General features: G+C 62.9%; 14 protein-coding genes. 13 read left to right on the top strand and 1 reads right to left on the bottom strand.

From position 1 onward, the window contains the following. The first annotated feature begins 413 nt into the window (after positions 1-413). The 13 genes from J3U87_RS31650 (at position 414) to J3U87_RS31710 (ending at position 13,935) form a co-directional block, all read left to right on the top strand. Entirely contained in the window at positions 414-1,592 is a 1,179-nt protein-coding gene (locus J3U87_RS31650) for a type II secretion system F family protein (RefSeq protein ID WP_237379807.1), read from the top strand. A 77-nt stretch (positions 1,593-1,669) separates the two neighbouring features. After that, a complete protein-coding gene (locus J3U87_RS31655) occupies positions 1,670-2,086 on the top strand; it encodes a type IV pilin protein (RefSeq protein ID WP_237379808.1) in 417 nt (138 codons plus the stop codon). Further along, on the top strand, positions 2,083-3,465 hold the full coding sequence (locus J3U87_RS31660) for a GspE/PulE family protein (RefSeq protein ID WP_237379809.1): 1,383 nt from the start codon (positions 2,083-2,085) through the stop codon (positions 3,463-3,465). Before J3U87_RS31655 ends, J3U87_RS31660 begins: the two co-directional genes overlap by 4 nt. Positions 3,466-3,509: 44 nt before the next feature. Further along, the gene (locus tag J3U87_RS31665; protein WP_237379810.1) at positions 3,510-5,771 is read left to right on the top strand and encodes a hypothetical protein; all 2,262 of its coding nucleotides are present in this window, start codon (positions 3,510-3,512) and stop codon (positions 5,769-5,771) included. Further along, positions 5,749-6,819: a hypothetical protein gene (locus J3U87_RS31670; RefSeq protein WP_237379811.1), complete on the top strand. Its 1,071-nt coding sequence runs from the start codon at positions 5,749-5,751 to the stop codon at positions 6,817-6,819. Before J3U87_RS31665 ends, J3U87_RS31670 begins: the two co-directional genes overlap by 23 nt. Then, positions 6,816-7,337 (top strand): hypothetical protein, encoded by a 522-nt coding sequence (locus J3U87_RS31675; protein WP_237379812.1) that lies wholly within the window; start codon positions 6,816-6,818, stop codon positions 7,335-7,337. The genes J3U87_RS31670 and J3U87_RS31675 overlap by 4 nt, the downstream gene beginning before the upstream one ends. Then, a complete protein-coding gene (locus tag J3U87_RS31680) occupies positions 7,334-7,837 on the top strand; it encodes a hypothetical protein (protein ID WP_237379813.1) in 504 nt (167 codons plus the stop codon). The genes J3U87_RS31675 and J3U87_RS31680 overlap by 4 nt, the downstream gene beginning before the upstream one ends. Further along, positions 7,834-8,262, top strand: a complete 429-nt coding sequence (locus J3U87_RS31685) for a hypothetical protein (RefSeq protein WP_237379814.1) — start codon at positions 7,834-7,836, stop codon at positions 8,260-8,262. The genes J3U87_RS31680 and J3U87_RS31685 overlap by 4 nt, the downstream gene beginning before the upstream one ends. Beyond that, complete coding sequence (locus J3U87_RS31690; RefSeq protein WP_237379815.1) at positions 8,259-9,518, top strand: hypothetical protein; 1,260 nt, start codon at positions 8,259-8,261, stop codon at positions 9,516-9,518. Before J3U87_RS31685 ends, J3U87_RS31690 begins: the two co-directional genes overlap by 4 nt. After that, entirely contained in the window at positions 9,515-9,889 is a 375-nt protein-coding gene (locus J3U87_RS31695; protein WP_237379816.1) for a hypothetical protein, read from the top strand. The genes J3U87_RS31690 and J3U87_RS31695 overlap by 4 nt, the downstream gene beginning before the upstream one ends. A 15-nt stretch (positions 9,890-9,904) precedes the next feature. Beyond that, complete coding sequence (locus J3U87_RS31700; protein ID WP_237379817.1) at positions 9,905-10,438, top strand: OmpH/Skp family outer membrane protein; 534 nt, start codon at positions 9,905-9,907, stop codon at positions 10,436-10,438. Beyond that, entirely contained in the window at positions 10,435-11,157 is a 723-nt protein-coding gene (locus J3U87_RS31705) for a hypothetical protein (protein WP_237379818.1), read from the top strand. The genes J3U87_RS31700 and J3U87_RS31705 overlap by 4 nt, the downstream gene beginning before the upstream one ends. 75 nt (positions 11,158-11,232) lie before the next feature. Beyond that, positions 11,233-13,935 carry a PKD domain-containing protein gene (locus tag J3U87_RS31710; protein ID WP_237379819.1) on the top strand — a complete coding sequence of 901 codons (2,703 nt, stop codon included), beginning with the start codon at positions 11,233-11,235 and terminating at the stop codon, positions 13,933-13,935. Here J3U87_RS31710 and J3U87_RS31715 read toward each other — a convergent pair. Then, on the bottom strand, positions 13,895-14,434 hold the full coding sequence (locus J3U87_RS31715; RefSeq protein WP_237379820.1) for a gamma-glutamylcyclotransferase family protein: 540 nt from the start codon (positions 14,432-14,434) through the stop codon (positions 13,895-13,897). The two genes, J3U87_RS31710 and J3U87_RS31715, sit on opposite strands and share 41 nt — an antisense overlap. Positions 14,435-14,439 lie beyond the last annotated feature (5 nt).

A 14,439-nucleotide genomic window follows, 5' to 3' on the forward strand; every position in this document is an offset into this window, starting at 1 on the left:
GGGTTGCTCGGCTGCTCAACCTTCTTTTAGGTTCACGACTGTCGTGCGATGGTTGAGATATGTCGTTTCTCCACCAATCCGGACTACACGGAATGGTGGCCACGAGGGGAAGGCGGAACTCGTGACGAAACAAAGCCAGTACAGTCTGGCCCAGGCCTTCCGATTAGTTGGAATCGCATAAATATGTCCCACTCCAAGAAACGGAAACGTCAACTTGCAGCCATTCACGGAGTGGACAATCTGCATTTTAGACCACACATCAATCAAGTAAAACACATTTTTTAGTTTTTTTATCGTCTTTTAGACATTTCATGATACGTTGAATAGGCCATATATGCCGAGCCCTCATCAACGTCATGGAGATGATGCCGCTCGAGCATGGGACATCGAATACAAAAGGTTTTCACACCTGAATGCCGCTATTCACCTTCTCTGCAATCAATGCCTCTGGTCGCGAGGTTTCGGGCTGGACACACGCCGCGGACAGCGCAGCTCTGCAGCAGCGTTGTCAGACCAAGGGCTGGTCCCTGCTGTCCGCTCGGCCTTTGACCTGGCGCCAGGGTTTGGACCTCGACAAAAAGTGCCGCCTTTTCTCGGAACTGGGTGCGCTTCTGGAGGCCGACGTGGCGCTCAACGATGCCCTCGACCTCCTCTCCCTGGAAACGGCGCAGGAACAAGGACTCCTCCAAACCTGGAAAACCGGCATCCAGGCGGGAAAACCCCTGTCCCGCTGCATTCGGGAGAGCAACCCGCACGAAGATCACCTGGTCCTGAAAATGTTGGAGGTCGGCGAAGCCTCCGGCGAGCTGGGCACGGCCGCCCTCCAAATCGCACGGTACTACGAGGCCCTTTCCCGCATCCGTTCGAAAGTGGTCACCGCACTGATGTATCCCTGCCTCGTGCTCGTCGTTACCATCGCCGCAGTGGCGGTGCTCACGCTGTACGTCATTCCGATGTTCCTCACGTTGTTCGCCCGCTATCTGTTGGAACTCCCTCTGGCGACCCGAATTCTCACGGCCACGACCGATTTCTTCGGCTCGGGTGGATGGCTGATATTGCCGGCTTCGGCAGCTCTCGTGCTCTTCGGCCGCCATCGCGGCTGGCACCGCCGCCCCTGGTTTTTCCAGGTGATCGACCGGATTCCCTTCCTGGGCCCCTTTCTCCGCACCCTCCGCATCCTGAACGTCACCCAGAGCCTGGCCAACCTGTTGACCGCCCAAGTGCGCATTCACGAGGCCGTCCACCTGCTCGTGGGCCTGACCCCCGACCCGCGCCTCGACCGGGAACTCTCCCAGGTCGCCGAGCGCGTGCTCAAGGGCGACGCGCTCTCGGCGGCGATGCGTGGCCGCAACCTGCTCCCCGAAAGAGAGCTGCGGCTCGTCCGCATCGGCGAGGAAACGGGGCGGCTGGCCGACCCGTTCCACTTCCTGGCCGAGCAATACCAAAACCGGCTCTGGCGCTCATTGGACCGCTTCACCAGTTTGTTCGAACCGCTGCTGATCGTTTTTCTGAGCTTGGTCATCGGCGGCATCCTGATCGCACTCTACGTGCCACTTTTCGATATTCTCAGCGGCGCCACTTTCCGCCATTAAGTCATGAGGGCGCCTCTGTGCCGTCGGTACATCTTGCCGATCGGCACCGGCACCGCCCGCCCCGAGGAGTACGACTCATGTCCCAAGGTCCCTTTTCCAAATCCCGTCGTCAGCATCCGATACTCGGATTCACGCTCACGGAGTTGCTGGTGGTCATCATTCTGGTCGGGCTTTTGGCGGCCCTGGCCATTCCCAAATTCGGCAAAACCACCGATCAGGCCATGGAACTGGAGGCCCGACTCGCCCTTGAAAAGGTCTACCAACTCCAAAATATCCATTACCTGAAGAACAAGAAGTACAGCGCCGACCTGGACCAACTGGGCTTCGAGCAAGAGGAACTGATCGACGACCAGGGCAACGGCCGGGCCCGGTACCTGATCGTGATCGAACGCGCCGACGAAAACAGCTACACCGCCAGAGCGCTGCCCCAGGTCAAGGACCTCGCCGCGTTTTCCATGGACCACACCGGCAAGATTCAAGAAGAGGCCCGATGACCACCGATCTCACCCAGATGTTCGCGCCGGGCTTTCTGGAAAAACACCGCCTGAAGCTCCATCACACCGACGCGGGGCTGCACGCCTTTGCCGTGAACCGGCTCTCCGAACCGCTGGAGCACTGGCTGCTCTTTCTGTCCGAAGGCCGTTTGGAACTGACCTACCTGGACGAAACGGCCTGGGCGCGCATCGATCACCCCGAAGCGCAGGAATCCCATCAGGATGGCGACGAGAAAATCGTGCGCTGGGTCCAGGAACTGCTGACCGAAGCCGTCACGACCGGTGCGAGCGACATCCACGTCGAGCCGCGCACCCACCGCGTCCAGGTCCGCTTCCGCCAGGATGGTCGGCTGCAGGTGGTGCGAGACTTCGGGCTGGAGTATCGCGATGAATTGATCTCGCGCGTCAAGGTGCTGGCCGACCTGGACATCGCCGAAAAACGCCGCCCCCAGGACGGCAAAATTCAAATCACCGTTCGTGGCCGGGCCGTGGACTTTCGCGTCTCGACCATACCCACGGGAAAAGGCGAAAAGCTGGTGATCCGGGTCTTGGACCAAAGCCAAGGGCAGTGGCAACTGGAAAAGCTGGGCATGCCGGAGCCGATCGAAGCGGCCGTTCGCGAGGGCATCGGACGCCCTCACGGACTCGTGCTGGTCACCGGCCCCACCGGTTCCGGCAAAACCACCACCCTGTACGCCGCCCTCCAGGAAATCAAGAACGACCAGCTCAACATCATGACCATCGAAGATCCGATCGAGTACCAGATCGACGGGCTCAACCAATCCCAAGTCAGGCCGGCACTGGGTTACGGGTTCAGCGACGCGCTGCGCAGCTTTCTGCGCCAGGATCCCAACGTCATCATGGTCGGCGAGATTCGCGACGGGGAAACCGCCGACATGTCGATTCGCGCTTCGCTCACCGGTCACCTGGTGCTCTCGACCCTTCATACCAACACGGCCCCCGGTGCCGTTCCACGGCTGATCGACATCGGCGCCGAACCGTACCTGGTGGCCTCGGCACTCCACCTGGTGGTGGCCCAACGCCTGGTGCGGCGCCTTTGTCCCGACTGCAAGGCCGAGGATACGCGCAGTGCCGACACGATCCGCAAATACGACTTGCCCGCGGAAGCCTCCGAAACCTTTTGGAACGGAAGAGATTGTCCGCGGTGCCAACAGACTGGGTATCGAGGCCGATGTGGCGTATTCGAAGCCTTCACCATCAACGACGCGATTCGCGACGCAATTCACGACCGCAAGCCGGAACCGGAGCTTCGACGGCTTGCCTCCGATTACCAACCCATGGTGAGACACGGCCTTGCACTTGCCGCCAGGGGCTTGACCAGCCTGGACGAACTGTTGCGCGAAATCGTGCTGCTGTAGACCCCAATGCCCGACCGTTTCCGATCAAGAAGGAAGTTGACACGATGATTTGGCTCCTGCTCATGAGCTGCCTGGGGTGGCAAAACCCTCCGAACCAAGCGGTGACCGAGGTGCACCCGTTCCTCCCGCCCGAAACCAACCAGGAATTCACCCTGGAAATCCGGGGCAAGGGCAACGAGCGGCGCTTCCAGATCATCGCCGAATCGCTGCGTAAGAATTTCGCGCTCAACATCGTGGTGGAAGACAGCGCCAACGTCGTGGTCACGGGGAACTTTTCGGATATTTCGGTCAATGAATTTCTGTCGTACGTCTGCGCCACCTACGGCCTCACCTGGCGCCAAACCGGGGACATTTTCCACTTCTACAAGCCCTCGGCACCGGCCTACCAGCTTGAGGTCCGCTTCGATTCGGAAGCCGGGCACCTGAGCGTCGACGCCAAAGCCGCCCCCCTGACCACCCTGCTCCGCGAGGTCACGCAAAAAACCGGCACCAACCTGATCACCATGCCCAATCTGGACACGGCCATCACGGGGTTCGTGGCCGACCTGCCGCTCACCACCGCCTTGACCGCCCTGCTCCGGCCCTATCAGTTGGTCGTCGTGGAAGAGGAGGGTTTTTTCCAGGTGATCCGCGATTCGGATCCTCCACCCCAACGTGGACCTCGACCCAAACTGGAAGAGAAGCCGCCCGAGCAAGCCGCACCCGCGGTGACGTTCGACGGCCGGTGGTTTCAGGGTCGGCTAGAGGCACCATCGCTGAGCGAAGCCCTCGAAGCCGCTTCCCGCTTGGCGGAATCTTCGGTCAAACAGCTCGATGCTCCGGAAGGCGGCGCGGTCGCGCTGACACTGCGCGACGCCAGCTACGAGGATGTGCTCGCCAAGCTGTTTCTGGGCACGCCCTACAGCTACAAGTTGCGAGACGGCATTTATCTGGTCGGTGCCAAATCGCGGCCGGAACTGACCTCCTCGGAAATGATCGTGGTTCACCACATGAACGCCCAGAACGTGCTGGCCTACCTGAGCGGCGAAGTGGGCCTCTTCCAGACCTTCGCGCTGCCGGACCGGCCGTCCTATTTCGGCAGCCAGACCCAGAACCGGCAAACGCCGTTCGAGCGCCAGAACCGGGCACTCCGATCGGGGCCAGCGACCTCGCCCGTCGTCGGAACGGGAGCCGCGACCCAACCGCGGGTGAGCCCGCAAGCGCGCAACACGCCGCAGAACATCCGCACCAATTTGGAGATATCCGAGTCGGTGAGCGCCCAGATCACCCTGATCCGCGAGCACAACGCGCTCCTGGTGACCGCCACTCAGGACGTGATCTCGGAGATCAAATCACGACTGGCCTGGCTGGATAAACCGGTGCCACAGGTGCTGATCCAGGCCCTGGTGGTCGACTTCAAGACGGACAACGCCACCGACCTGGGCCTGTCCATCGCCAACGGCGACAACAGTTTTTTCCCGAACCTGGACGTGACCGTCGAGGGCAACCGCGAATCGGACGGGAACTTCCGCATCACGCGGCTCCCCTCAAATTTCCTGGTGCGCATCCAGGCCCTGGCGACGGAGGGCAAGGCCCAGATCATCTCCAAACCCCACATCGCCACGCTCAGCGGTCACGAAGCCTACATCGAAGTGGGCGAAACCCAGTCGATCCTGCTGAGCAGCGAAACGCTGGTCGGGGACGAAAGCCCCATCACCCAGGTCACCCAACGCATCGAGACGGTGGAGGCCAACATCTCGCTGCGGGTGATTCCCTGGGTCACCGCCAGCGGCGAGATCACTACTTATATAGAACCCGTCTTCAACACCTTTCTCGGCCAAGTGAACGACAACGTGCCGCCGCCGATTTCCACCCGGCGGTTGCAGTCGACGGTGCGCCTCAAAAACGGCCAGACCATCATCCTCGGCGGCCTGATCGAAGAAGCCCTGCGCCGCAACTCCACCGGCGTGCCCGGACTCTCGCGTATCCCCTGGTTCGGCCACCTGTTCAAGAACATGAACCGGAACTTCACCCAATCGGAACTGGTGATCTACCTGACGCCCTACGTCTACTACGGCGACGAAGAGTCGGTCACGATCATCAAGCATCGCGAAGGTTTGGATTATCCCCTGGACGTGCGCGAACAGCAGGAACTGATCAAGAAGAAAAAAACCAAGTGGTGGCAGCGCAAGAAGAAAAAGGGCCCACCGCCGACCACCTCGAATACCGAGGCCCCGACGGAAGCGCCGACCTCGAAAAAGCCCGCCTCGGAAGAGACCGAAACCGCCACGGGAGAGAGCAGCGATGACGCGCCTACTGTGGATTGATCGCAACGGTTGGTCGATCCCGGGTACGGAAGTGGCGGGTTCCTTTTGGGAGGTCGATCCGCTGACCGGGCTCGAGGACTTGATCGCGCACCAATGCGACGGGCAGCACCTACAAGTCGTGCCGGCGCCGGAGTTTTACGTGAGTCTGATCGATGAAACCGAACCTCCGCGCCCGCCGATGGACGTGGCTGCCGAGGAGCTGGGCCTGCAACCGGGTGCCTGGCGATTTCAGCGCATCATCTTTGAAACCAGGCAGTTCGTTCTCGTGGTGGCGTCGCCATTCGCCGCACAGATGGAAGCGCTCCAGGAAACCTACCCGGCGACCCTCACGTTCGCCTGGCTCCCGCTGGAATCTCCCGATGGGCCCCGTGACCAGGTACTGGCCTGGCGCGATCATTCGTTGCGCGTCACCTTCGATGAGCACGGTTTGCTCCGAAAGTGGTCCTGGAGTCAGGCGGCCGCACCGCCAGGTTCGCAGCGACTGGAAGACTGGGTTTCCGAATTCACAGGAAGCTGGTGGACGTTCGAAGGGCCCGCCACCACGCTTTGGTCACGCCTCCAACGTACCCAAACCATCCTGGTCCGATCACTGGCGGCGGCGGTCGTGCTGGCAGCCATCATGTGGCTCTGGAGCGGGCGCGCCACATCCAAACTGCGGGCGGAACAAACCGCAGCCGAACAGTACGTGGCCGCCCACAGTGCGGAACTCCAGCACATCGACGCCCTTCAGGAACGCGGCAACACGACTTGGGGCCGGCTGTACCGGATCCAGCGGTTCTCCCGACGCAACGCTCCGATCTCCAATTGGGTCACCGTGTTGGCCAACGAGGCCGCGGAACGTCACATCACGTGGCAGCGCCTGGACTGGCAGGAGAACCGCTTCACCCTGGAACTCGAAGGCACCGACCCCACAACTCTGCTCGACTACACCGACCGCATCCGAAACCTCGCCTGGCTGCGCAGCCTCGCCGTCGAGGAATTGACCACCGAGAGCCGCCGCTCCGGCACCTCCACGACCGCGGTTCGGCTAGAAGGGGTCCTGCGATGATGCCGGCCACCCGTCCTTTCCAGTTGCTGACCTTGCGCCTGGTCGGGCTGTTCGCCCTTCTGGCGCTGCTGGTGTGGTTCGGCATCGTGCAGCCGATCCGCCAGGTTTCGGAGCAGCGGGGCCAAACCTACGAAGCCCAAGTCAGGCAGGCCGAAGTGGCCCGGCAACTGGCCGAGCAGGAAGTGTGGGAAACTCTGGACAGTACGCTTCGGGATCAATTGGCCACGGTTCAGGCGGAGCTGTCGTCCTTCCACCACGAGCAGACCTACATTCGCGATATCCACCAACTCTCGGACCGCCACCAAGTGGCCCTGCGCAAGGTCCACGTGCGCGAGGACGCGGCGGGCATCGAGCTCTCGTTCGACGCCGAGGGCTCCTTTGCCGCGCTGGTCGACTTCTGTTACGAGGTGGAAACCCACGCCCTGCCGATCCGCATCGATCGACTGCGGGTCGAGCCCAAAGACCGCGCACTACTGGCCCACATGGACCTGCTGATGTGGCAGGAGGCCCAAAAATGAACGAACGGGGCCGCATTCTCCTCTTGATCTTGGTGGCTACCGCGGTATGGGGCTACAACATGCGCCTGCTGTGGACGGACCCATCGGAATCGGAAGACGAAATCCGCACGGACGAGGCCGCTCCCGAACACGCCTTGCCGGATCTGCACGACCGCATTCGCCTCCTGGCCCAAACCCAGGCGGCGGCAAAATTGGGCGCCACCTGGGAACCGTTTTTCCGACAGGATTTGACCGGGTCGGCCGAACCGCCGGTAGAGGAAGAGAAACCCGAAGCGGCACCGCCTCCCAAACCGGTGCCGCCGTTCCGTCTGGAATACACCGGCTTCATCGAAGGCGACGTCAAGGGCGACGCCCGCGAGCTGTTCATCCTGCGCAGCTCGGAAGGGCTGACCTTCCTTCATCTGGGTGACGAGATCGGCCCCTGGCAACTCGTGGCCCGCGACGAAGAGAAACTGGTGTTCCAGGACGAGGCGGGCAACCGTCGGGAGTTGCTGCGATGAGGCGGCCCGGCTTCACCCTGATCGAGCTGCAGACTGCGCACTTCCTGGGCTTCACCGTGCTCCTGCTGGCCGGGCTGCTGCTCTTCTACGAAACCGAGCGCCAGATCCGGGTGGATCGCGAGGTGAAGCTCCGCCTGGCGCTGACGCGCGTCGATGCCACGCTCCAGTGGCAGCTCTGGCGGGCGGAGTCCGTCAGCATCGCGCCCCAAAAGATCACCATCGACCTGCGCGACGAAACTTGGGCATTCGGCGGCGACGGCGTGTTCGCCGACGGCATCGACCAATTCACGGGCGAGCCGACCTTGCGCCTGATCGACACCGAGATCCGGGACGACACCTTGGTGGCATCGTTTACGGCCACCATCGGGGAACAGGCGACCACGGCGCGGTTCCAGTACTACCTGCCCAGCGGGAGTGCGCCATGAGACCCGGTTTTTCCTATGCCGTCGTGCTGGCGGTCCTGTTGCTGCTAACCATCTTTTCGTTCCTGATGCTGGGCCAGTTCCGCATGGTGCACGAGGTGGAATACCGCTGGTGGGCGCTGGAGCAGGCGACACTGAACAGCTTCAACGCGGTCAACGCCTTCACGCGCGACCTGAACCGAGGGCGTCCCCGCTCGAAGGGCACCCTGACGTTCACCCCCGAGAACGGGTTCGCATACGAAGCGCTTCCCTTCGGCCCATTTTGGCTGGTCCGTTCGCGGGGCTATGCCGGCGGACAGGACGTCACCACCGCGCAAGTAGTCGGCAGCGGTTGGCCCCAATACGCCGAAGTGGCGGCCTCGTTGGAGATGGACCCCGAGCAGGTGCGTATCGGCGGTCAAGTGCGCACCCGTGGCCGTTTCCTGTTCAGCCGTCCGATATCGGAGGATGCCAGGGAGCGCCTCGTAACGCTGGATTCCTTGGGTCAGGGCTCTATCGATCAGCCGGATCGGTCCAGGCTGGCCGAACATCTTCAGCGCCAGGACCAACCGGATTGGTTGGAGACGCTTGCGACGTGGTTTCCCGACATCCAGCACCGGGATCTCTCGGGAACCACGCAATTGCGCAAGTTGCCGGAGGAAACTGAACTATCTTTGTTCGAAGCTACGGATGGGACCAAGATCACCGGAACCGTGAACATCGGCGGCATTTCGTTCTGGCATATCGACGGCGACTTGGTCCTCGAGCGGACCACCGGCTGGCGTGACGTCTGGATCGTGGCCAGTGACGCCATCCGCATTCACGGATCGTTCGAGGGCAGCCAGGTTCACTTGGTGGCGCCGGTGATCGACGTTCAGGCCCGCGACTTCGCCTGCGACTCCTGCAGCTTCACCGCCTTCGATTGGCAGTCCGACGGCCGCAGAGCCGGCGGGCTGAGCCTTTCGGGTGAGGGTTCGTTTTCCGGAGCCCTGGTCGCCCTGGGTCCCGCAGGGCATCTCGATGGGCGCAAGGCCGGCATCCTGATCTCGCGAAACGTGGACACCCAGGGCCTGATTTGGAGCGCGGGCCGGATCGGCATCCGCGGGCGGCACCAGGGCGCGATCGTCGCCGATCACTGGGTCACCCAGGACGGCTCCACCAGCTTCCAGGGCCTCGTCAAGGAAATCACCTTGGAACCCTTGCCCGGCCTGTGGTCGCCCTGGCTGCCGGTATCCCGGCCAACCAGTCGCGTAGTGACCCACTGGGAGGTGTCGCCGTGACCTCACGCGCCTATGCCCTGATGGACATTCTGGCCTCGCTACTGTTGATCAGCCTGGCCATGACCCTGATTTTCCGGTTCCACCACCACCTCGAACGGGATCTGTACCGCTCTCCGGAACCCCGCAACCAGGCCCGCTTCGCCGCCTGGTCGCTGGCACACGGAGCCTCCCTGCCACCCGACTGGTCGGGCACGGTCACGCCGTTATCCCAGCACCGGCAGGTGTGGCAGGTGGAGGTCGAAGGCACCGTTTTCTACGTTCTGCCACCGGAGGGAACCCGCCTCCCGGTTGCCGATCAGCCGCCGGATCCCTTCCCGCCGCTGCCCGAGTTCCTGCCGAATCCGGAAGACAACCCCTCATCATCACAGTAATTTAGGAGAAGTCACATGAAATGGATCGCCCCCCTCAGCCTGCTGGTCGCCCTGGCCGCCCTGTTCATGGCCCTACAGCGTCCCCCGCAAGGCGGTGAGACCCTCAAGTTGGGGTTCGTGCGCACGGCCGAACTCCTGGCCCAAACCGATTTGGCCAAGGAAGCGCGCGAGAAGCTGGACGCCGAGAAGGCATCCGTGGACGAGAACCTGCGCGCGATGCAGAAGGGCATGACCGAAGGCCACGAAACCTTCCTCAAGGAACAGGAGGGTTTGAGCGCCGAGGCACGCAAGAAGCGCATCCAGGAGTTGGCCAAGCTGGAAGGCGATCTGAACCGCTACGAAACGGCCGCCGTGACCAAGCTGCGCCAAAAGGAACAGGAAATCATGCAACCGGTCTTCGAGATCCTCAACAAGCGGATCGCGGATTTCGCGGAAAAGGAAGGCTACACGCTGATCTGGGGCACCTTGGCCGAGGGCAACATCCTGTACGGCACGGACGCGGTGGACATCACCGACACCTTGATCGAAGAGGTCAACCGACAGAAATGAAGTACATCACGCACGGGTACTGGCTCGGGCTCGTTCTCCTGCTGGGCTGCCAGTCGTCGCCGCAGCCGAGTTTTCGCCAACACCTTCAGTCATTGCAGGCCGCGCCCTATCGCCTGGTTCACGACGAGGAGCCGTTTCGCTTACAGCTCGATTACCAACCGCCCTGGCTACAGGCGGCCCGGGAACTGTTGGAGGGCGCCAAGCAGGAGAAACCGATCGATCCGGCCGCCGTCGAGGCGCAATTGAGGCAGTACCAGGGAACCGCCACCTTTCTGCTCACGGTGGCGCCGCACCCTTCGTTGCCGCCGGAAGAGCGAAAGCGAGGGGACATCGTGGCGGCGCATCCTGATCGCGATACCTACGCCAACTGGCTGAACCACCTGATGTACGGGATGCATCGGTACATCTACCTGGTGACACCGGAAGGCGAAAAGGTCCCGGTCGGGGTGTACCACCTCGATCGCAACTGGGGCATGGGCTTCACCAATCGCCTCCTGCTCAATTTCCCGCTGGAGTCCGGCTCGGCAAAGCTGATCGAAGCGGCCTCCCTCGAATTGGTGGTGCAACGCCTCTATCCCACCTTGCCCGAAGTGCGCTTCGCGTTTCCGGAGAACCCGATTCGGGTCGGCAACCTCTCGGCAGAGGAGATCGCCGCTTCCCTGACCCGCCCGGACGACCCCAAGGCAGCGCCAAACGATGCGACGCCGCCCGCTCGATGAACTGAGCCGGGCCTCCCGACAATGCGTGACCACGCCAAACCCGTTTCTTTTTTATATGCAAAAAGGTCGATTGCCATGAAGGAATCTGTTTTCTCGTATGCCCCACGTTCGATGCCGCTGATCGCGTTACTGCTGGCCGTCGCATCGCTGTTCCATTGCGCCAAAGGCGAGCCCTCGCTCGACGAGGACAACGTCATCCTCACGATCACCGCTTCGCCGTCCACCATTCTCAATTTCGGCGACACCTCGGTGATCACGGTTCAAGCCGTCAAGCAGGACGGCCGGCCCGTGCTGGACGGCGCGCGCATTCAGTTCGCGGCCACCGGCGGTTCCATCGCGCCCGAGGCCACCACCCAAGACGGTCGCGCGGTGGTGGTGTTCACCAGCGACGCCACCATCGGTTCGTTCACGATCACCGCCAGCTCGGGCATCATCGGTGCCGACGGCAGCGTGGCGGTCACCATCGAAGTGGTCGACCGCATCATCGAAATCAGTTCCGCCAACCTGTCGCTGAATCCCTCCAACGTTCCCCGCAACGGCGGCCAGGTCGAAGCCTCGCTGGTGGTGCTGGGCCCGGCCGGCGAGCCTCTGCCCAACAAGGCCGCCGTGTTCTCCACCAGTTTCGGGCGCTTGGCCAGCAATGGCAGCACCCTGTTCACCAACGAGGTGGGTCAGGTGCGCGACGTGCTCTTCCTGGGTCCCATTCCCGAGGACATCACGAACGTGGACGTCACGGCCCGCGTGGGCACCCTGAGCGAAACCCAGCCCGTGACCGTAACCAGCAACGTCACCCCGACGCCGGTCATCCAGATCAGCCCGCAGGCGCCGATCGAGGGAGAGACCGTCTTTTTCTCGGGCACCGGATCCACCGACCCCGACGGCACCATTCTCGACTACGAATGGGATTTCGGCGACGGGACCTTCGCTGCCGGCGCCACGGCCGAGCACCGCTACGAACGCTCGGGCACCTTTGTGGTATCGCTGCGGGTGCGCGACAATCAGGGGGCCGCGGCTTCGCTGTCGCAAACCTTGACGGTCGGCGCCAACCAGCCGCCGGTTGCCGAGTTCACCTTTTCCCCGAGTAACCCGCGCGTGGGCGACATCGTGTTTTTCGACGCGACGGGCAGTCGCGACCCCGACGGCAGCATCGAGTCTTATTCCTGGTCGCTAGGCAACGGAATCACGCGCAGCGGGCCCACCATTTCCTTCGCCTACCCCGGTGCCGCCGAGTACACGGTCGTCCTCACCGTCACCGACAACGGCGGGGCCAAGGCCTCGAGCAACCAAACGATTTCGGTAGCGGGCAACCAGCTTCCCGAAGCGGCTTTCACTTTCACGCCCACCTCACCGCGCACCGGAGAGCGCGTCGTGTTCGACGCCACCTCCAGCACCGATGCCGACGGCAGCATCGAATCCTATGTCTGGAACTTCGGGGACAACGACCCTTCGGTCTCCGGACCCACCGCGGGCCACAGCTACATTCGGCCAGGCACCTACCAGGTTCTGCTTACCGTGACCGACAACGACGGCGGCCAGAGTTTCGCCACCAACACCATCACGATCAGCGATTTCACCGCGCCCACGGCTTCCTTCACCTTTTCGCCGACCAATCCGCGCATCGGCGATGCCGTGCGCTTCGATGCCAGTGGATCCAGCGCGCCCGACGGGTCCATCGTCGCCTACACCTGGGACTTCGGCGACGGCGGCGCCGGTACGGGCGAATCCGTACAGCACAGCTACCTGGTCAGCCGCAGCTTTCTGGTGACCCTGACCGTGCGAGACAGCAACGGCAAAACCGACAGCACCAGCCGCGAGGTCACCGTGGGCACCGGCGGCATTCCCGTCCCATCGTTGCGGCTGGATCCCACCTCGCTGCCCGCGCCGGGTGGCACCGTGCTCCTGGACGCCACCGAGTCCACCGATCAGGAAGACGGCCTCTCCGATTTGCGCTTCGACTTCACGGCACTGCCGCCCGAAGGACGCGACATCGACCTTCCTGGCGGCCGATCGCCACTGCGCCAAATGACCGTCGCCGACGCCGTGCTCGGCGATCGAATACCGGTCACGGTGACCGTCACCGATACCGACGGCAACGAGGCGAGCACCACCCAGATCCTGACCATTACCGACACGCAGGAGAATCAGGCGCCCGTGGCCGATCTCACCGCGGAACCCAATGAACTGCGAGTGCCGGGCGGCACCGTGATTCTGGACGGGCGCGGCAGCAGCGACCCGGATCACGCGTTCGAAGAGCTCGAATTCGATTTCGGGGTGCAGAACGTGGGCAACGTGGAGGCCGAGCTCGAAGGCGACGGCCCCTTGCGCACCGCATTGGTGAGCAACGGCCAGGTGGGCGATACGGTGACGTTTCGACTGACCGTGACCGACCCGGTGGGCGCCCAGAACACGGCCTTTCAAATCCTGACGGTGACCGAGAGCCCCTCCAACACCGCACCGATCGCCCGGCTCAGCAGCCTGCCTTCGGGAGAGATCACGGCCCCGCCCTCACCGACGGACCCGGTGACGGTAACCCTGAGCGCCATCGACTCCTCGGACGCCGAGCAGCAGACCGCCGATCTGAGTTTCACCTTTCGCGGGTCGTCCACCCGCCAGGGAACGGAGTTCACGTTCGATCAACAAGGTAACCCGAGTCCGTTCATCGCGGTCGCGACGATCGTGGGCGTCGAGGCGGGCGACCAAATCACCCTCATCGTGCGGGTGGTCGACGAGGGCGGGCTCAGCGACGAGGCGGCTCTTTTGTTACCGGTGGTGCCTTGAGGGCCCGAGCCAGGACCTGGGCGTTGCGTGCCGCGCGTTCGACGTCGGGATCGGCGATGGCGGGGACGGCGTCGATCGCGGCGACGTACGCCTCCGGGAAGCCGTGCTGACGGGCGCCCTCCAGGACGAAAGCCTTGTACCAGCGGTACGGCGGGAGCTCGGGGTTCATGTAGGCCGGGTCGACGACGTAGGTGAAGACGGTCACCGCACCGGCCGTCGTCTCCACGTCCACTTCGATGACCTCGTAGCCGTGGCCGACCCCTTCGATCTCGTCCAGCACATTCCGGTCCGCGTCGCTCAGCCGGTACAAAACGCCGTATACCAAATCCGTTTCGTCGCCCGTTTCGAAGGCGTCGCATTTGGCCGACGCGTCGGTGCCGATCTTGTGGAACTCGAGGCGAAAGCCTCGCAGGATGCCCGTGCCGGCCTCCCCCGCCGAAGGGGTGCGGGCCTGGAGCCGTTCGATCAACAGGTTGGATCCGTAGGCGAAATACAGCATGAACG

This window comes from Sulfidibacter corallicola (genome assembly GCF_017498545.1).
Lineage (GTDB): Bacteria > Acidobacteriota > Holophagae > Acanthopleuribacterales > Acanthopleuribacteraceae > Sulfidibacter > Sulfidibacter corallicola.